Here is a 19,290-nt window from a genome sequence, read left to right on the forward strand (position 1 = left end):
CGAGACGGGACTCGGAGCATGGCGCAGGACAGCACCTCGACCTCCACGAGCCGCACGGCGAAGGTCTCGCTCCTCACGCTCACGTCGATGGTCGTGGGGTCGATGGTCGGTGCCGGCGTCTTCTCCCTGCCGCGCCGCTTCGCGCAGGAGACCGGCGTGCTCGGTGCGCTCATCGCGTGGGCCGTCGCGGGCGCCGGGATGTTCACGCTCGCCCTCGTGTTCCAGCGGCTCGCCGTCCGCAAGCCCGAGCTCGACGCCGGCGTCTACGCGTACGCCAAGGCGGGTTTCGGCGAGTTCACCGGCTTCTTCTCCGCGGCGGGGTACTGGGCGAGCGCGTGCGTGGGCAACGTGACGTACTGGGTGCTCATCATGTCCACGCTCGGGGCGTGGTTCCCGGCCCTGGGCGCCGGCGACACGGTGCTCGCCGTGGTGCTCTCCTCGGTCGGGCTGTGGCTCTTCTTCCTGCTGGTGCGGCGCGGCATCAAGGAGGCGACGGCGATCAACCGGGTCGTCACCGTCGCCAAGCTCGTCCCGATCCTCGTGTTCGTCCTCCTCGCGCTGCTCGTCCTCGACCCCGCGGTGTTCGCCGAGAACATGCGTGGCGCGGACTACACCGGCTCCCTGTTCGACCAGGTGCGCGGGACCATGCTGGTCACGGTGTTCGTGTTCCTCGGCGTCGAGGGCGCGAGCGTGTACTCCCGGCACGCCCGGCGTCGTGAGGACGTCGGGCGGGCCACCATCCTCGGCTTCTCGAGCGTCCTGGCGATCTTCGCGTCGGTGACGATCGTGTCGTACGGCGTCCTGCCGATGGCCCAGATCGCGGAGCTGCGCCAGCCGTCGATGGCGGAGGTGCTCGGCGCCGCCGTCGGCGAGTGGGGCAGCACGTTCGTGGCGGCCGGCCTGATCGTCTCCGTGCTGGGCGCGTACCTCGCGTGGACCCTCATGGCGGCCGAGGTGCTCTTCGTCGCGGCCAAGGACCGCGACATGCCCCGCTTCCTCACCCGGCAGACCGACCGCGACGTGCCCGTGAACGCGCTGCTGCTCAGCACGACCCTGTCGCAGGTCGTGCTCGTGGTGACCTACTTCTCCGAGGACGCGTTCGACTTCGCGCTCGACCTCACGGCCGTGACGAGCCTGATCCCGTACCTGCTCGCCGCCGCCTACGCGGTCCGGCTCCGGGTGACCCGGGAGACGTACGACGGCGCGTCGTCGTCCACGCTGCGCGGCGACCTCGTCGTCGCAGTGCTGGCCACGGCCTACACCGCGTTCCTGCTGTTCGCCGCAGGCCTCGACCTGCTGCTCATCTCCTTCATCGTGTACGCCCCGCTGACCGTCCTGTTCGTCATGACGCGGCGCGAGCAGGGCCGCCAGGTCTTCCGCCCGGCGGAGCTCCTCGCGTTCGTCGTGGTCGTGCTCGTCGCCCTGGCCGGTGTGGTCGGCCTGAGCGCGGGCTGGATCTCCCTGTGAAGCCGTAAGCCGTTCCTCGTCCCGTCGACGAAAGGTGCGTCCCCATGAGCGTCCCCGCCTCCCCGACCGTCCGGCACGGCGTCCACTCGGAGGTGGGCCGGCTGCGCAAGGTGCTGGTCTGCTCGCCCGGGCTCGCGCACGAGCGGCTCACGCCGACGAACTCCGACGACCTGTTGTTCGACGACGTCATGTGGGTCGAGGCCGCCCAGCGCGACCATCTCGACTTCGTCAACAAGATGCGCAACCGCGGCGTCGAGGTCGTCGAGCTGCACGACTTGCTCGCGCAGACGATGGCGATCCCGGACGCGCGGGCCTGGCTGCTCGACCGCAAGGTCGTGGCGAACCGGGTGGGCATGGGACTGGTGGACGGCACGCGTGCCTACCTCGACACGCTGCCCGACCGGGCGCTCGCCGAGGTCCTCATCGGCGGGCTGGGGACCGCCGACCTGCCGGACGACTACCGTACCGACTACGTCTCGCTGGCTCGCGAGACGCCCGATGCCCGCGAGTACCTGCTCCCGCCGCTGCCCAACACCCTGTACACGCGGGACACCACGTGCTGGGTCTACGGCGGGCTCACGCTCAACCCGCTGTACTGGCCGGCGCGCAAGGACGAGACGCTGCTCATGAAGGCGATCTACTCGTTCCACCCGGAGTACCGGGAGTCGACCGTGTGGTGGGGCGACCCGGAGCAGGACTGGGGGCAGGCGACGATCGAGGGCGGCGACGTCATGCCCGTCGGCAACGGGGTCCTGCTCGTCGGGATGAGCGAGCGGACGTCGCGCCAGGCCGTCACCCAGCTCGCGCGGACGTTGTTCGACGCCGGGGCGGTCGAGCAGGTCGTCGTGGCGGGGATGCCCCGGCTGCGGGCCGCCATGCACCTCGACACGGTGCTGACGTTCGCCGACCGGGACCTCGTCACCGTGCACCCGAACATCGTCGACGGCATCCACCCGTTCGTCCTGCGTCACTCGGACCGGGCGCCCGGGGTGTCCGTGAGCGACGAGGGCGGCACGCCGTTCGTCGACGTCGTCGCGCGCGCGATGGGTCTCCCCCGCCTCCGCGTCGTGGAGACCGCGGGCGACGTCTACGCGTCCGAGCGGCAGCAGTGGGACTCCGGCAACAACGCCGTCGCGCTGGAGCCCGGCGTCGTGTTCACGTACGACCGCAACACGCTGACGAACGCGGCCCTGCGCCGGGCGGGCGTGGAGGTCGTCACGATCGTCGGGGCGGAGCTCGGGCGCGGCCGCGGTGGCGGGCACTGCATGACGTGCCCGATCGCCCGGGACCCGCTGGACTGACGGCTCGTCCCGCGGTCGCGCGTGCGAGCGCCGGCTGCGGGGCTCAGGCTGGGGGTCCACCGACCCACGACGGGAGGACGCCATGTCCGATCGCACGACGCAGCAGGACCCGGCCGACCGGAGCGGCGAGCACGCCGACGGGGACGAGACGCGCCAGGACACCGGTTCCGAGCAGGTCCCGCCCGGTGGCTCGGGGAACCCGAGCACCACGCAGACGGTCCCCGGCGAGCAGCCGGTGGACGACCCGGACCTCGAGGGCGAGGACCGCTTCGACGCCGGGTGACGCCCCCTGCCCAGCCTCCCCCCTCACACCCCCAGGAGAGCCATGACCTCCAGCACCCCCGTCCTGCTGCGCGCCGCGCGCGCGCTCGAGGAGTCGTCCGCGCTCGACGGCCTGTCGAGCGCCGTCCGCGGTGTCGCGCTCGCCGTCGTGCCGGGCGAGGGTCGCCTGCGCGACGAGCTGCACGGCCGCACGCTCGGTCACGCGCTGCACTCGACGCTCACCGACGTCCCCGTCGGCCTGTGGACGAGCGCTGCCGTGCTCGACGTCGCGGGCGGTCAGCGCAGCGCACCCGCCGCGCAGCGGCTCGTCGGGCTCGGTCTCCTCGCGACCGTGCCCACGGTCCTCACCGGCCTCGCCGACTATCTCGCCGTGGACCGCAGGGCCCGCCGCGTCGGGTCGGTGCACGCGGCGCTGAACTCGGGCGTGACCGTGCTGTACGGGGCGTCGTGGCTGCTCCGGCGGGGTGGCCGGCGGGGCGCGGGCGCCGCCGTCGGGCTCCTCGCGTACGGCGTGGCCGGCGCGAGCGCGTACCTCGGCGGGCACATCGCCCAGGCGCTGCGCGAGCCGCCCGCCGACGTCGCGCTCGGCCACGGCACGAGCTCCGCGTCGGAGACGGCGTGACCGTGCCCGGCTCGTACGGCCGCGTCGAGGACCGCGACGTCGCGCTGGTGACGGGAGCGTCGCGCGGCATCGGCCTCGCGATCGCGCGCGAGCTCGCGCGCCGCGGGCACGACCTGCTCGTCGTCGCGGACACGGGGCTGGACGACGCGGTGCGGCGGCTGCGCGAGGACGGCCCCGGCCAGGTGGCCGGGCTGGAGGTCGACCTGACGACGCCCGAGGGCGTGGAGCGCACGGCGACCCGCGCGCGGGAGATGAACGTCGGCACGTACGTGCTCAACGCGGGGGTCGGCGTGCACGGCCCGTTCTCGCGGAGCCCGCTGGAGGACGAGCTCCGTCTCGTCGACCTCAACGTGCGGTCCGTCGTGCACCTCACCCACCTCGTGCTGCCGGACCTGCTCGCACGCGGGCGCGGCCGGGTGCTCGTGACGTCGTCCGTCGCCGCGACGATGCCCGCTCCCCTGCTCGGCACCTACGCCGCGTCGAAGGCGTTCCTGCGCTCGTTCGCCTGGTCGTTGCGCGGCGAGCTCGCGGGCAGCGGCGTGACGGTGACGACGCTGCTGCCCGGACCGACGAGCACCGACTTCTTCCGGGAGGCCGAGATGCGGCGCACGCACATCGGCCGGTCCCCGAAGTCGCGGCCGGCGCACGTCGCGCACCTCGCCGTCGACGCGCTCGAGCGCGGGCAGGCCGAGGTGGCCACGGGTGTCGTCGCGAAGACGATGCTCGTGCTCGCGCGCGTGCTGCCGCAGCCGGCGCGCACCGCGTTCCACGGCTGGTTCTACGCCCCCGGCAAGCACTGACCCGACCGGGCACGCCGGGCTCGAGACGGCGCGCGGGTCAGTCCGCGCCGTCGCCGCTGCGGTAGCCGTTGACCTTGTGCGTCCCGTCGCACCACGGCGGGATGGCGGTGCCACCGCACCGGCACAGCGCCACGGTGGACCGGTGCTTCTCGATCTCGCGGCCGTCGGCGTCCACGATCCGCGCCGGCCCGCGCACGAGCAGCGGCCCGTCGGGGCACGCGGTCACCTGCACCTCGACGTCGCGTCCGGTCACGGTGCCACCTCCGTCGTCGTGGGGGACGTCTCACGCCGGAGCTCGCGGACCGAGTGGGCGGCGCGTCGCAGGCGCGTGCCCGCGTACGGCACCCCGCCCAGCGCCCACCAGGCGAGGGCGGCCCACGCGCAGACCGCGCGCTCCAGGACCCAGGCGGGCGCCCACAGCGCCGCGGTCGAGGGGAAGTGCGCCGCGCCGCCCGCACGACGACGGCCCGCCTCCGCGAGGAGCACCGCACCGCCGAGGAGGCCGACGAGGACCACGGCTCCGCACCGCCGGGCCGCCCCCGGCCTCGCGGACGCGAGCGCAGCCGCGGCGAGCAGGGGCGCGAGCGCGAGCTCGACGACGAGCCGTGAGGGCTGGGCCAGCGAGTCGTACGCCTGGCGGACGCGCTGCTCGACGAAGCGCCGTGCGTCGGGCGGTCGCCGCACGACGACGAGGTCGGGCCGGTGCGCGACGACCCCGCCGCGCGCGGCCACGGTGCGCTCGAGCTCGAGGTTCTCGAAGAGCTCGTGGTCGTCGTACCCGGCGTCCCGGAGCGCGGCACGGCGCAGCGCGACCGTGCCGGCGTAGTCGTGCCCGACGACCGCCCGGTTGAGCAGCGAGCGCGCGGTGTCCCAGCGGGCGTGCCACGGCAGGGGGTCGAACACGTTCTGCGGCACGACGAGGTCGGCGTGGTCGAGCGCGGCGAGCACGGCGGTGAGCGAGGCGTGGTCGTAGCGCACGTCGTCGTCCGCAACCACGACCCGCGGCGACGACGTCGCGGCCAGCCCCGACACGACCCCGACCACCTTCCCGTTGCAGCCCGGCGGCACGGCCGGCACGTCGACGACGCGCACCCAGGCACCCCAGGCGACGGTGTGGCGTGCCCGGACGTCGGGCGGCGAGCCGTCGGCGACCACGACGGGCAGCTCGGCGGCGAGGGCGCGCAGGTACCCGGCGAGCTCGGCGAGCTCTTCGTCGACCACCGTGTGCCGACGCAGCGGCAGTACGTAGGCCGCGTCGCGCCCGACCGCGTCAGACATGCGCGTCGAGCGGCACGCGCAGCGCCGAGCCGCCCTCCTGCCACCGGCCGAGCGCGTACGCGGCGACGTCGCCCTCGACGGCGAGGCACGCCGCGGCGCCGAGGAGGACGTCGTCGCGCAGGCCGGGCTCCTGCTCGACGAGCCGCCCGGCGAGGTCGCGGGCCGCGATCTGCTCGTGGACGGCGTCGGCCTCGACGTGCTCGTCGAAGTACCCGGTCGTGTCCTCGTCGTGGCCGAGCCGCCGGAAGCCGTTGCCGTACAGCCGGCTGGGGATGGACGACGTCATCTCGAACGCCGCGAGGTGCCCGACGATCGCGCCGCGCAGCCGCCGGTGCAGGCCGAACATCGACATGGTGTTGAGCGCGACGAGCACGACGGTCGGCACCGCGTCCACGTAGCGCCCGTAGGTGTCGTCGAGCCCCACGCCGCGCATCGTGCGCGCGAACAGCTCGGCGTGCATCCGTCCCGGCTGCCCGCCGCCGTACTCGTCGGCCTGGATCTCGACGAGCGCCGCCTTCGGCGCGCCCGCGAGACGAGGGATGGCCCACGTGTGCGGGTCGGCTTCCTTGAGCTGGTACAGCGACTTGAGGACGAGCAGCTCGCGCGCCTGCTCGGCGTCGGCGCGCTTGGCGACGTAGCGCGAGAGGCTGGGTCCGTCGTCGGACGCCGCGAGGTCGAACAGGCGCCGGGCGATGCCTGCCGCGTCGGTCTCGGTGCCGCCCGGCGTGCCGGCGCGCTCGCGCACGGCCGCCTCGAACGGGCGCTCGACGGTCCGGCGCACCGCGAGGAGGGCGGGCTCCCACTCCCACGCGTCGTCGACGCCTGCGACCCCGCGGTGGTGCAGCTCGTACATGACAAGGAGCGCGAGCTGTACGTCGGCGTCGTCGAGGACGTCCCGACCGCCCGGTGCGTGCGCGGCGAGCGCCGTCGCGAGCGTGTCGCGCACCGACGCGAGCCGCGCGTCGGCGTCGTCGGCGGGCGGCCCGACCGTCAGGACGTCGAGCAGGGCCGCGCTCACCGGACCGCGCGCGGCCGGGAGCGGCAGGCGCGTCTGCCGCGGTGCGGCGTCGGAGTCGTGGGCTGTGGTGCCTCGCACCGTGGTCGACGTCATCGGGAGCTCCTGTGGCGTGAGCGTCGGCGCCCCTGCTGGACGCCGAGGTCATGGTGGACGACGTCCCGTCGACTCGCGACCGCTGGGGGTCCCGCCGTCACCGACCGTTCATCCGCAGGTCAGCGGGGCTGTCTAGCGTCGCCGGCATGCGTCCACGTGCCCTGCACCTCCTCCCGACCGCCGTCCTCGTCGCCGGCCTCACGGCGTGCGCGTCGGGCCCGCCGACGAACGCGAGCATCGACGAGTTCTGCACCGCCATGGAGGCCTACTGGGTGTCGGCCGAGTCCAGCGATCCCACGGACCACGTCCGCGCCGCGGAGAGCCTCTCCAGCACCGGAACCCCCGAGGGCGCCCCCGACTACGCCGTCCGCACCGCCGAGACGCTGGGTACCTGGCTCGAGAGCGAGCGCGGCGAGGACGAGGGATACTACGCAGAGATGACGAGCGACCAGCGCTGGGACCTGCGCGATACCGACCTGTGGGCGCAGGTCACGTGCTGGGCAGGGGAGATCGGCGACATCGAGGACCACCCCTCGTACCAGCCACGCCCCTGACGGTCAGGCGGGCACCGCCGAGACCCGCGGCCGTGACGCGGCACGCGCGGCGGTCCCGTCGCGCCAGGTGAGGTACCCGCCGTCGAGGTTGCGGACGTCGTAGCCGAGCTGGGTGAGCAGGCGGGCGGCGGTGTGCCCGCGCTGCCCCACCTGGCAGTGCACGACGACGGGTGCGCCCGCCGGGATGTCGCGCGCTGCCCGGTCGCGCAGCTCGTCGAGCGGCATGTTGAGCGCCGCACGGCCGTCCGCCGTCCGCACGGTCCCGCGCGCGTGCTCGGCGGGCGTCCGGACGTCGACGAGCGTGATGCCCTGGTCGACGAGTGCGTCCAGCTCGTGCCATTGCACGGCCCGCGTCTCGCCGGCCCGCAGGTTGTCGGCCACGTACCCGAGCATGTTCACCGGGTCCTTGGCCGAGCCGTACGCCGGTGCGTACGCGAGCTCGAGGTCGGCGAGCTCGGAGGCGGTCAGCCCGCCGGCCATCGCGGTGGCGACGACGTCGATCCGCTTGTCGACGCCGTCGCGCCCGACGCCCTGCGCGCCGAGGACGAGGTCGGTGTCCGGGTCGACGAGGAGCTTGAGCGCCATCTGCTCGGCGCCCGGGTAGTAGCCCGCGTGCTGGAGCGGGTGGGTGTGGATCGCGCGGTACGGGCGTCCTTCCGCGAGCAGGCGCTTCTCGCTGCGGCCGACCGTCGCGGCGGTCAGGCCGAAGACGCCGACGACCGCGGTCCCGACTGACGGGCGCACGCGGCGCGCCCTGCCGAGGATCACGTCGGCGACGTGGCGGCCGTGCCGGTTGGCGAGGTTCGCGAGCGGGATCGTCGTGGTCGCGGCGCCGGGGCCGGCGGGGGCGAGCGCGTCGAGCTTCGTCGCGGCGTCGCCGACGGCGAACACGTCGGGCACGGTGGTGCGCAGGTCCTCGTCGACGACGATCGCGCCGCGCGGGTCGGTGCGGGCACCGGCGCGGGCGGCGAGGTCGGAGTCCGGTCGGACGCCGACGGCGGCGACCACGAGGTCGGCCGCGACGGCGCCGAGGGCGTCGCCCGCGGCGTCGGCCAGGTCGACCGTGCGCGCGCCGACCGCGGTCACCTGGGCGGAGGTGCGCACGTCCACGCCGTGCGCCTCGAGCTCCCGCCGCACGCGGACCGCCATCTCCGGGTCGAGCGGGGCGAGGACCTGGTCAGCGAGCTCGACGAGGGTCACGTGCAGGCCGCGGTGCACGAGGTTGTCGGCGACCTCGACGCCGACGAACCCGGCGCCGATCACGACGGCCGTGCGGGCCGGGCCGCCGCCCTCCCCCGCGTGCGCGATCGCGTCGACGAGACGGTCGACGTCGGCGACGTCCCGCAGCACGAGCGCCCGCCCGACCCCGGGCACCGGCGGGACGACGGGACGGGCGCCGGGGCTGAGGACGAGGCGGTCGTACGTCTCGACGTACGCCTCCCCCGTGGTCTCGTCCCGGACGGTGACCTGATGCGCCACCGGGTCGACGTCGGTCACGCGGCTGCGGACGCGGACGTCGAGGCGGAACCGGGCGGCGAGCGACGCGGGCGTCTGGAGCAGCAGCGCCTCGCGCTCCTCGATGACGCCGCCCGCGTGGTACGGCAGCCCGCAGTTCGCGAACGAGACGTGCTCGCCGGCCTCGAGGACGACGATCTCCGCGTCCTCCGACAGGCGGCGCAGGCGCGTGGCCGCGGACATGCCTGCGGCGACCCCTCCGACGACGACGACCTTGAGCGAGTTCTTCTCCGTCATGTCGACCACAATACCCCCCGGGGTATAGTGGTCGAGAAATCGGCGCCCCGGCACGAACGCCGCCGGGTACCGTCACGACCGACCGAGGAGGACGACCATGTGCCAGGCAGTCACGTGCCGGCGGTGTGGCAAGACGACGTGGACGGGGTGCGGCCAGCACGTCGACCAGGTGATGCGCGGCGTGCCGCGCGAGGACCGGTGCGAAGGGCACACCGCCCAGCGGTCGGGGTCCTCCGTGCTCGCCCGGCTGTTCGGGCGCTGAGGCGCGGATCGAGGAGGGGACGCTCATGGAGCTCGACCAGGACGAGATGAAGAAGGTCTCCAACCGGCTCAAGCGGGCGCAGGGCCAGCTCGCGGCCGTCGTGCGCATGGTCGACGAGGGCGGCGACTGCGCCGACGTCGTCACCCAGCTCTCGGCGGTGTCGAAGGCGCTCGACCGCGCCGGGTTCGCGATCATCGCGTCCGGCCTCAAGCAGTGCCTGACGGACGAGGAGAACGGGCCGGCCGACGTCCAGCGCCTCGAGAAGCTCTTCCTCTCCCTGACCTGAGCGGACAGGCGCGCCCTTCGGCTGCCGCGGCTCGCCGGTGCATACGTCGAGCAGCGGCAGGTGCCGCGCGAGACGGATGAGAGCAGGAGGGCAGCGTGCACGGGATCGCGGCGATCTCCCAGCGGATGACGGAGATCGAGACGATGATGGGGCTCGGTGCGAGGCCCGCGGCGGCGGCGACCGGCAACGCCGTGCGCTTCGACGCGGTGCTCGACGCGGCGATCGCGACGACCGGCGCCCGCCCGACGACGGACGTCCGGTCCGCGGACGGCGTCCCGGTCGCGCTCGCGGTGTACGGCAACGGCAAGGTGCCCGCCTCCGCGCTGGAGACGGTCGGCACCACGGGCCACCGGATGTGGGGCCCCGCCGCGCAGCAGCTCGAGCAGCTCATGGCGGCCGCCGCGCGCGAGGGCGTCACGATCGGGATCACGGACTCCTACCGCTCCTTCGACGCCCAGGTCGACGTCGCCCAGCGCAAGGGCCTGTACACCCAGGGCGGCCTCGCCGCCGAGCCCGGCACCAGCCCGCACGGGTGGGGCATCGCCGTCGACCTCGACCTCGACGCCCAGGCGCAGACCTGGATGCGCGCCAACGCGGGCCGATTCGGCTACGTAGAGGACACGCCGCGCGAGCCGTGGCACTGGGTCCATCGCGGCGGGCTGATCTGAGCGGGTCCCGACGACGCGGACCTCGACTCGTCTCTGCCGCTGGGAGCCACTGGCGCCCGCTCAACCGCGTCGAACTCACTGCCCGCCGGATAGGGACAACGTGGACTGGCGGCGCGCGGAGCCTGCGCTAGCCGACCGTTGAGGTGAGAGTTCGCTGCGCGCCCGACCGCGTTCGTTTTCACCCTCTTCGCGGTCTTGGCTCCTTGTGTCGGAGCACGTTATGTTCCGTGCACCTTCGCTGGTTGTGAGCTTGCTGGGAGCCAGGCTGGGGCCCGCCCGTAGGGGGTGTGGGTTTCGGTTGCTGGCGCGCGGGTGCGTGCCGTGGTGGATCGGCTGGTTCGCGATGGCGTTCTTGGTGTCGTTCTCTGGTGTCCCGGGTGCGTGGCGTGCGTCGGTGGCGTCTGTCGCTGGCGCGGTCGCGCTGAGCGTGGGTGTTGTCGCACTGCCGAACCCGGCCATGGCGGCACCGGCCGCCGTGGAGGAGCAGGCAGTCCCGGCCGCAGTCGACCCCGCGTGGGTGCCACGGACCGCTCCTGATGCCGGATCGGCGATGGTGAACGCCCGGCTCGCGGGTGAGCCGGTCGAGGACCTGTCCCAGCGCACCGAGTTCGGGTCGGTGTGGGCGTTGCCGAACGGGCAGTGGACCGCGCAACAGGGGTCCGGCCCGGTGTGGGTGCGCACGGGTGGGGACGGCACCGCGGAGGAGGACTGGGCGCAGGTCGACCTGACCTTGCAGGCGGGTGAGGACGGGACGGTTCGTCCGGTCGCGGCGGTGTCGGGTCTGGAGATTTCCGGTGCGACGGACGCCGCTGAGGACGGTCTCGTCGAGCTGGCGTCGGTGACAGACGCGGGCACGGGTGTGGTCTCGGCGATGCACTGGACGGGTGCGTTGCCGGAGCCGGTGCTCGAGGGCCGGCGCGCGACGTACGAGGGCGTGGGCGAGGGCCTGGACCTGGTGGTCGAGGCGACGAACACCGGGTTCGAGCAGTTCTTCGTCGCCCATGACGAGGCCGCGGCGCGGGCGGCGGTCGCGGACCCGCTGGTCGTGACGGCCGAGGGCGGCACCGTGGCCGCGACTGCTGATGGTGGTCTCGAGGTGACCGCGGCTTCGGGCGAGGTCGTGGGTGCGGGTGCGACGCCGTTGGCGTGGGACGCGGGCGTGGAGGAGCACCGCCCGGAATCCCTGCTGGAACCCGCCGCCCCGGTCGACCCGGCGGCGCCGCGGTTGGCGCCGCTGCCGGACCTGGACGTGCTGTACGGGAAGGAGCCGGAGAGTGAGCCGGCTCCTGCGCTCAAGGGCCAGACCCGCACGTCGACGGCGACGACGCCCGGCCCGGTGGACCCGGTGGAGGCGGACCCGCTGTCGGCCGCGGTGACGCTGGACGAGTCGGTCCAGGTCACCGACCCGTCTACCGCACTGGTCGAGCTGACCGGCGTGGAGGAGCTCCTTGCTGATCCGGGCACCGAGTACCCGGTCGTGATCGACCCGCAAGTGAACCTCAACCGGGGCCTGGACCTGTACGTGCAGACGGACGCGACGGTGGACACCTCGGCGCGCACCTACATGCAGATGGGCACGTACAACGGCGGCGGGGTCAAGGCCCGCGGGATCATCAACTTCCCGACGTCGGCGATCGCAGGCAAGGTCGTGACGGCCGCGACCATGGAGCTGTGGAACTTCCACTCGTTCTCGTGCAGCGCGCGCAACTGGGAGGTGTGGCACACCGGCGGCATTTCGACGGCGACACGGTGGACGAACCAGCCCGCGTGGCTGACGCGACAGCTGACGACGTCGCAGACCAAGGGGTACGCCGACTCGTGCGGCGACGGATGGGTCAAGACAGACGTCAAGGGCGCCATGACCTACGCCGCGAACCGCGGCGATGCTCAGATCACGCTGGGCGTGAAGGCAGAGAACGAGTCGGACTCCTACGGGTGGAAGAAGTTCAACACCGCTGACGCCGGCGCCTACATCCCCTCCATCTGGGTGACCTACAACTCCTACCCGAACACTCCGTCGAAGTCGGGCCATGCGGCGGGGGAGTACGCGTGGTGGCCGAACTCGACGGACGCGAACCGGGTGCTGTACATCAAGGTCGCCAAGCCGCACCTTCAGACGACGGTGTCCGACCCGGACGGCGGCAACGTCAAGGGCCTGTTCTCGGTGTACGGCGCGAACAACACGGTGGTGTGGAACCAGCTTCCGGGCTCGTCCGTGGCCTCGGGCGGGACGTCGAAGTTCGTGCCCGCCTCCACGACCCCGGCGCTGGCCAACGGCACGACGTACACGGCCAAGGTGTGGGCCAACGACGGATCGTTGACGTCGAAGTCGAACGCACCGCAGTGGAACTTCACGATCGATACCGCGAAGCCGGTCGCGCCGAGCGTCACCGCGACCGGGTACACGAACGGGCAGTGGAAGGACACGCCGCCGGCGTCGAACGCGTTCACGGTGAAGTCGACCTCGACGGACGTGGTGCGGTTCGAGTACTCCCTGGACGGCGGGACCTGGTCCTCGATCGCCGCGACGGGTACCACCCCGACCGCGACGATCACCTGGAACCCGGCCAACGGTGCCCACACCCTGAAGGTGCGGGCGGTCGACAAGGCCGCCTGGGCGTCTGCGGAGACCACGTTCGGCTTCGGCGCGGGAGGCTCCGCCCTGTCCTCACCGGCGACCGGGCTCAAGTCCACCGACACGTTCCAGGTCAAGGCCAGCGGTCCCTCGACCGCCTCGGGCACCGTGACGCCCTCGATCTGGTGGCGCGCGGCAGGCACCGCCGAGCCGGCCAACTACGACGGGTCCAAGGGCTCCACCACCGGCTGGACGAAGGCGGCCGACCTGCCCGCGGTCGCGGCGAACACGGCCGTGGCGGTGAACAAGCAGTGGTCCGCTGCGGCCGCGGCCGAGGCACTGGGCAAGTCACGGGTGCCGGTGCTGCTGGACGTGCAGGTCTGCTTCACCTACTCCGCCTCGGGCATCGTGCGCTGCACCTGGACCAACGACACCGCATCCCGCAGCTCAGTCGTGCGGGTCCCGCACGCGTTCGGTGACAACTACCCGGTCGCGGACGCCGGGCCCGGGCAGGTCGCGCTATGGACCGGGGAGTTCAACACCTCCGCCACCGACGTCTCCGTGCCCGGGTACGTCGGGGACCTGTCCGTGTCTCGCTCGTACTCCTCCCAGGCCGGCACCGACGACACGTCGGTGTTCGGGCCGGGGTGGAAGGCGTCGTTCGACGGCACCGACATCGGCATCGCCGGGTTCGAGGTCGCCGACTCCACCGACGTGGACGGCACGATCTCCCTCATCGACAACGAGGGCGGGGCCATGGTGTTCCGCCAGCCCGGCGGCACCCGGACCGCGATGAAGCCCGGCCGGTACACCCCGGTCGACGAGGACACCGCCACCGTCGGCGCCACGCTCACCCTCACCGGGACCGGCGCCGCCGCCACGCTCGACTTCACCGAGGAGGACGGCACCCTTACCCGGTTCACCTACTCCCACACCACCAATGGCGAGCGCATCTGGTTGCCGGCCTCGGTGACCGAACCCGGCACCGCCGGGGCGACGTCGTTCACCCGCGACGCCACCACGAAGAAGATCACCCGCATCCTCGCCCCCGTGCCACCAGGGGTCACCTGCCCCGCCACCGGTGCGCTGAACCCCGGGTGCCGGGTGATCGACATCGCCTACGCCACCACCACCGCCGGGGCCGACGTCGCCGAGCAGGTCAAGCAGATCTCCTACACCGCCTACGACCCCGACAAGGCCGGCGGGCCCGGCATGAACACCGTCGTGGTCGCCACGTACGAATACGACTCCGCCAAGCGCCTGGTGAAGGTCACCGACCCGCGCGTCCGGCTGTCCACGAGCTACGCCTACGCCGGCACCTCCACCTCCGGGCAACCATTGCTGACCACCGTCACCCCGTCGGGCCTCGCGCCCTACACCCTGACCTACGGGACCTCGTCGCAGGACGCGAAGTCGCTGCTGACAGTCGACCGCGCCCCCGCCACCAGCGGCGGCGCGACAGCGCGGCTGTCCCGGTTCGTGTACGGGATCGACCCCACCGCGACCACCTCTGCGCTGCCCAACCTTCGGGCCGCCGACACCGCGGCCTGGGGGCAGGCGGTGCCCCCGACGTATGGCGCGGCAGTGTTCTCCGCCGACCGGCAGCAGGTCGCCGGCTCCGCGCCCGCCGACGTGACCGCGGCCGACTGGCCGTACGCGGACCTGCAGTACACCGACGCCGAAGGGCGCGTGGTCAACACCGCGGCGTTCGGTGCCGGCGCCTGGCAGTTCACCGCGACCCGGTACGACACCGGCGGACGCGTCGTGCACGAGCTCGATCAGAAGGCCACCGCCCAGCTGCGGGCCCTGACCGCATCCCAGGGCCAGCTCGCCGTCCAAGTCATCGACTCCTACGCCACCATCACCCGCTACAACCCCGACATCACGGCCGCTAAGGAGATCCAGTACGAGGGCGGCACCATCACCGCGGGGGACGTCTTAACCTCGGCCGGCACCCTAGTTACCGACGTGTGGGAACCCGCCCGCGAGACGAACCACGGACTCGTGCGCAAGCACACCCACACCGACTACGACCAGGGCGCACCCAACAACGGGGTAAACCCAGAGACGGCGATCGCCTACCGCCTGCCCACCACCGTCACCGTCACCGAGGCTGACGCCCTCTCCGGCAGCAGCGACACCAGCGTGCCGGTCGCGAGCGGCGAACCCGTCGTCTCTCAGACCCTGACCGGGTACGACGCAACGGACGGCGTGCCACACACCGACCCCACCTCTGGTTGGGCTGTAGGTGAGGCCACCACACATACCAGAGTCGCCGGCGCGCTCGGGCGCAACATCACGACTCTCGTGAGATACGACACCGAGGGTCGAATCGTTGAAACAAGGAAGCCTGGATCTACTGGTGCAGACGCTGCGACGCTGTACAACCACTACTACACCGCCGAACCCCAAAGTGGAAGCACAGTTGACTGTGGTGAAAAACCGCAGTGGGCGGGACTCCCATGCGTGCTTCGGACCGCCGAGGCCACGCCAACGCTCCCCACGGAAACAACGAAGCGGTACAACTTCTACCTATCCGCGACCGAGTTCGTCGAAGCTCTCGGGACCTCGACCCGAACGACAGCTACGACTTACGATGCTGCCGGCAGAAAGACCCTGTCAAAGATCACCACGAGCGGACTGTCGGGTTCGACTCCGGTCCCAGCCATCCAATTCGCATACGACCCCGCAACAGGATTCCCTACTCGTACCTTAAGCGTCAGCGATGAGGGTGCCGAGATCGAACGCATTACAACGGCGTACGACCTATGGGGCCGCGCAATTTCCTACACGGATGCGTCCGGCGCCCTAACCACGACCACCTACGATACGGCAGGAAGAATAGGCAGAGTAACCGATCCTCAACAGACAGTGGAGTACGAGTACGACGCTGAAGATGAGCACCGCGGGTACACTACCCTTGTCCGAATTCCGGGTATTGGGCAGTTTACTGCCGAATACGACGAAACCGGTGCGATGACGTCTCAGTCGCTTCTCGGTGGACGCGTTACGCAGCACCTCGACTATGACCGCGCTGGCGCGCTAAAGGGTCTCACATACTCAGGTGCGCCAATGCCAGGCGAAGGCGAGTTGGACCTGCTGGGGTGGTCCATTGAGTCCGACATTCTGGGCCGCACTACCGCACTAGATTCGATCTCCGGAAGCGGAGAACGCGGAATCGCGCGAACTCAGACTTTCACGTACGACAATTCCGACCGCCTAACGAGCGCGTCCGACACCACAGGTGACAAATGCACAACACGCAACTACGCGTTTGATGTGCGTGGGAACCGCCTCTCTCAAAGCACCACTACGGACGAGACTGACTGCATCGGCGCTCCCACCATGGTCGTCGACAAGACGTGGAGTCACGATGGCGCCGATCGAGTACAGTCGAGCTCAGACGCGAGCAGTGCCTACGTCTACGATGCGCTGGGACGGCAGACTGAAATCCCTGCCGCCGACACCCCTGCCGGCCCGAATTCGGACTCGCTATCGATTGGCTATTACGCCACCGACGCGGCCAAGTCGCTGTCGCAGAACGATCTGAGCATCGAGTACTCACTAGACCCGGATGGACGCCGTTCTATCGAGAGGACCGACACCCCGGGCCGGACGACCGTGCTCACTCGACACTATGTCGACAGCACGGACAATCCGGGCTATGAGGTTGAGAACGCAGGGTCGAGCAGCCAGGTCACCACGTGGTACGGGCCATCCATCACTGGCCTACTCGGTCTCCGAATCGTCAATGCCCAAGCTGTCCTCAGCTTGGTTGATCCCGTCGGCTCCATCTCCACGTCTATTCCCCTTCCACGACCGGATGAAGTCCTAGAGATTGGGCGAATTAGCGCATGGGATGAGTACGGGAACCCCCTCGGTCCGGATCGTGCGGCTGATCCACACGGATGGCTCGGCGGTCTCGAACGTGTCACTGCCGATACTGGACTCGTGCTCATGGGTGCACGGCTCTACAATCCCGTCACTGGACTGTTTACATCGGTGGACCGGACATTCGGCGGAAACACGACGGCATACGCTTACCCTCAGGATCCGGTGAACTGGAGCGACACTACTGGACACTACGCCGTTGCAACACCGGGAGCTCTAGCACTGCTGCTCGCCGCAGGAATATCACTAGCACTTGCCCTGGCAATTCAGCAGTGCATTCAGCGGGGCTGCACATTTACGCTCCGAAATAACCAGCGAGTGCCCTTTCCAAAGTGGACAAACAAGCGTATGAAGACTCACTGGGTGTACGTTATTTTCACTGTCGCTAGCAGGGCAGTATATAAGTACGGCATAACGGGTGCGCGCCCGTATTCCGCACGTCCCGCAAGCCAACTTGGGCTCTGCGCTAAGAGAATGAAAACGAGGTGCAAGTACACGATGTTGGTCAGTGCACCGAATTGGTATGCGGCCCGCGTGGTCGAGGCGTCCCTGATCCTGGCTTATGGGCGACGACATGGTAAGTGCCCTCCAGGCCACAACGGGATGGTGTGCACGTGAGACGAGACTTCCTTAGCGACTGGTTCTGGCACTTGATTGAATCCGCTATTGTGGATGCGGAGGATCCCGCCAGTTCCCTGACCCGACGACTGTCAGGCCTGCTAGACGATGATTTCCGGATCTTCGTCGACGAGTTCCAGCTGGCCCTTCGGAAGCTTCAACCCGTGGCTTTTAGGGGAATCGACGTAGGCCAACTTGACGGTGATCTGCGCAGGAGCGCTGAGGTGCTCGTCATCATGCAAGGCAGGACTTCTTTTGACGCTGTCGTAAGGAGTGGGTCTTTCGAACTTGAGTTGGGTCCCGAAATGGAGGATGCGCAGGAAGTCGTCGATGCTCTAGAAGTTGCCCACGAGTCGCGGCTCGATGCACCCTTCGAGCGAGGCGGGACCTTCCCGCGGGGCCTTATCGCTGCATACCCCGAAAATCCCTATGGGATGGCGATCGGAAGACTGCTCGAGGCTGCTGAAGGTGCGTGCGCAAGAATTGAGAAGTCGCCGGAACTGCAACAACTGCTGCAAGTCCGTGAAGGTACGGATTCGGTCTTCTTAGTCATCATCTTCACGCCTGACGAGAGTTTCAGTCGGATGCGAAGACAGGAAGGCGAGATTTCGGCGGAGTTCGGGTATTCGATCAGCGCGTCCGCCACCCCCGAATCGGCGGTGTGGATGGTGGCCGAAGCGTACGATGCTCTCGCCAGGAAGTTCGACCTTCCTCCGGTCAGTTTTTCTTGATTTCCGGGGGTTCGGGCGCGGTTCTGCAGGGGCGTTGCCTGCCAGGGCCGGTGCTGGAGGCGTCGTGGGACAAGTCCGTATTACCACCCGGTCTTCAGCGATGCAGATTGCACGATCTAGCTGGTAGGCGTGCGTGCTCGGGACGTGCGAGCTCGCGCGCTGAGATGGGCTCTGGGCGGCGCCTTTGAGGTCGCCGGCGCGCAGTACTGTCGAGTGCATGGACGGTGGGGGCGGCGACAGCGCGTGGCTCGCGTTCTTCGCGGGCGTCGTCGTCGTGGCCGCGGCGATCGGCTGGTTCGCCGCCCGGGCGTCAGGTCTGGGTGTCCGCCGGCACACCGAGGACCGTGAGCTGCGGGAACTACTCGATCTCCACCACGACGACCTGGCGCCGTAGGTCGACTCGACCGGCGGAAAGTTAACTGGTAGTCGTGCGAGCTCGGCGGGTGCGAGTCCGAGTGGCGGCTACTGTCTCCGTGGCCGATGGGGCCCGTCTGATCTGACTCGCCCGGGTGGATGGAGCAGCACGGAGTCGTGGAACGGGTGACGAGCGGCGCTGTCTCTCTCTGCAACGATGGCACCGGGGGCGTCGTTGACCTTCTGCGGTTGAGGAACGAGCGACCTCGGTCGCGGTAGCACTCCGAATCGTGACGACCGGGCCTAAGGGGCGGCTGGATGGAGTTCAGGGTCAGCGTTCTGCTGTCGATTCAGCGGGCGTTGTGGGATCTCGTGGGTCCGAACCTGCGTGGTGTCACCGCGACCTTCGACTATCCCGTGGTGACGGCAAGGTTCCTCTTCGAGAACGATCCGACGGACGACGACCTCGAGGACGTCTCGCTGGCGGAGACCCATGTGATTGCAGACTTCCACGAAGACGTCACGGTCGACTTCACGGCCGTATGGGCGCCGGTCTCGGAATCGCGCGACCTCCTCCCGGGTGAGCACTGGGTCTACCTTCGGAAGGAGCCGTAGGCGAAGGTCAGGTCGTCTGGTCGAACACCTGCAGCTCAGCGCGCAGGAGAGGGACGTTCGTCGCGCCGGTGAACTGCATCGGAACCGACCCGGGAGTCTCGAGCACGCGACCATCCTTCCGAG

Annotated in this window: 16 protein-coding genes; 12 read left to right on the forward strand and 4 right to left on the reverse strand. The window is 70.4% G+C overall.

The window, feature by feature from the left end:
* Positions 1 to 18: 18 nt before the first annotated feature.
* The 5 genes from ACFTZA_RS10540 to ACFTZA_RS10560 all read left to right on the forward strand — a co-directional run bounded on the left by ACFTZA_RS10540 (position 19) and on the right by ACFTZA_RS10560 (position 4,472).
* The gene (locus ACFTZA_RS10540) at positions 19 to 1,467 is read left to right on the forward strand and encodes a basic amino acid/polyamine antiporter (protein WP_378193916.1); all 1,449 of its coding nucleotides are present in this window, start codon (positions 19 to 21) and stop codon (positions 1,465 to 1,467) included.
* A gap of 44 nt (positions 1,468 to 1,511) precedes the next feature.
* The gene (locus ACFTZA_RS10545) at positions 1,512 to 2,768 is read left to right on the forward strand and encodes an arginine deiminase (RefSeq protein ID WP_378193918.1); all 1,257 of its coding nucleotides are present in this window, start codon (positions 1,512 to 1,514) and stop codon (positions 2,766 to 2,768) included.
* Positions 2,769 to 2,850: 82 nt separating this feature from the next.
* Positions 2,851 to 3,051 carry a hypothetical protein gene (locus ACFTZA_RS10550; RefSeq protein ID WP_378193921.1) on the forward strand — a complete coding sequence of 67 codons (201 nt, stop codon included), beginning with the start codon at positions 2,851 to 2,853 and terminating at the stop codon, positions 3,049 to 3,051.
* Between the two features lie 42 nt (positions 3,052 to 3,093).
* On the forward strand, positions 3,094 to 3,672 hold the full coding sequence (locus ACFTZA_RS10555; RefSeq protein WP_378193924.1) for a DUF2231 domain-containing protein: 579 nt from the start codon (positions 3,094 to 3,096) through the stop codon (positions 3,670 to 3,672).
* A complete protein-coding gene (locus ACFTZA_RS10560) occupies positions 3,669 to 4,472 on the forward strand; it encodes an SDR family NAD(P)-dependent oxidoreductase (RefSeq protein ID WP_378193927.1) in 804 nt (267 codons plus the stop codon). The genes ACFTZA_RS10555 and ACFTZA_RS10560 overlap by 4 nt, the downstream gene beginning before the upstream one ends.
* 37 nt (positions 4,473 to 4,509) lie before the next feature.
* On the opposite strand, the gene ACFTZA_RS10565 is transcribed toward ACFTZA_RS10560, so the two are convergent.
* The 3 genes from ACFTZA_RS10565 to ACFTZA_RS10575 are packed head-to-tail and all read right to left on the reverse strand — an operon-like array spanning position 4,510 to position 6,861.
* Positions 4,510 to 4,725: a CDGSH iron-sulfur domain-containing protein gene (locus tag ACFTZA_RS10565; RefSeq protein WP_378193930.1), complete on the reverse strand. Its 216-nt coding sequence runs from the start codon at positions 4,723 to 4,725 to the stop codon at positions 4,510 to 4,512.
* Complete coding sequence (locus tag ACFTZA_RS10570) at positions 4,722 to 5,750, reverse strand: glycosyltransferase (protein WP_378193933.1); 1,029 nt, start codon at positions 5,748 to 5,750, stop codon at positions 4,722 to 4,724. The genes ACFTZA_RS10565 and ACFTZA_RS10570 overlap by 4 nt, the downstream gene beginning before the upstream one ends.
* Positions 5,743 to 6,861, reverse strand: a complete 1,119-nt coding sequence (locus ACFTZA_RS10575; RefSeq protein ID WP_378193936.1) for an iron-containing redox enzyme family protein — start codon at positions 6,859 to 6,861, stop codon at positions 5,743 to 5,745. Before ACFTZA_RS10575 ends, ACFTZA_RS10570 begins: the two co-directional genes overlap by 8 nt.
* A gap of 146 nt (positions 6,862 to 7,007) precedes the next feature.
* Between ACFTZA_RS10575 and ACFTZA_RS10580 the strand changes: the two genes are divergently transcribed.
* On the forward strand, positions 7,008 to 7,415 hold the full coding sequence (locus ACFTZA_RS10580; protein ID WP_378193939.1) for a hypothetical protein: 408 nt from the start codon (positions 7,008 to 7,010) through the stop codon (positions 7,413 to 7,415).
* Positions 7,416 to 7,418: 3 nt separating this feature from the next.
* Here the strand turns inward: ACFTZA_RS10580 and ACFTZA_RS10585 are convergent, their stop codons facing one another.
* Positions 7,419 to 9,167, reverse strand: a complete 1,749-nt coding sequence (locus tag ACFTZA_RS10585; RefSeq protein WP_378193942.1) for an FAD-dependent oxidoreductase — start codon at positions 9,165 to 9,167, stop codon at positions 7,419 to 7,421.
* A 287-nt stretch (positions 9,168 to 9,454) separates the two neighbouring features.
* Between ACFTZA_RS10585 and ACFTZA_RS10590 the strand changes: the two genes are divergently transcribed.
* From ACFTZA_RS10590 to ACFTZA_RS10615, 6 genes are all read left to right on the forward strand, one after another.
* A complete protein-coding gene (locus tag ACFTZA_RS10590; protein WP_378193945.1) occupies positions 9,455 to 9,715 on the forward strand; it encodes a metal-sensitive transcriptional regulator in 261 nt (86 codons plus the stop codon).
* Positions 9,716 to 9,810: 95 nt separating this feature from the next.
* Positions 9,811 to 10,383, forward strand: coding sequence for a D-alanyl-D-alanine carboxypeptidase family protein (locus ACFTZA_RS10595; RefSeq protein WP_378193948.1), 573 nt, complete (start codon positions 9,811 to 9,813; stop codon positions 10,381 to 10,383).
* 316 nt (positions 10,384 to 10,699) lie between these two features.
* Entirely contained in the window at positions 10,700 to 17,467 is a 6,768-nt protein-coding gene (locus ACFTZA_RS10600) for an RHS repeat-associated core domain-containing protein (protein ID WP_378193951.1), read from the forward strand.
* A complete protein-coding gene (locus ACFTZA_RS10605; RefSeq protein WP_378193953.1) occupies positions 17,464 to 18,198 on the forward strand; it encodes a hypothetical protein in 735 nt (244 codons plus the stop codon). The genes ACFTZA_RS10600 and ACFTZA_RS10605 overlap by 4 nt, the downstream gene beginning before the upstream one ends.
* A gap of 217 nt (positions 18,199 to 18,415) precedes the next feature.
* On the forward strand, positions 18,416 to 18,592 hold the full coding sequence (locus tag ACFTZA_RS10610) for a hypothetical protein (protein WP_378193956.1): 177 nt from the start codon (positions 18,416 to 18,418) through the stop codon (positions 18,590 to 18,592).
* Positions 18,593 to 18,870: 278 nt separating this feature from the next.
* A complete protein-coding gene (locus ACFTZA_RS10615) occupies positions 18,871 to 19,167 on the forward strand; it encodes a hypothetical protein (RefSeq protein WP_378193959.1) in 297 nt (98 codons plus the stop codon).
* The last annotated feature ends 123 nt before the right edge of the window (positions 19,168 to 19,290 follow it).

The organism is Cellulosimicrobium sp. NPDC057127 (genome assembly GCF_042670945.1).
Classification (GTDB): domain Bacteria; phylum Actinomycetota; class Actinomycetes; order Actinomycetales; family Cellulomonadaceae; genus Cellulosimicrobium.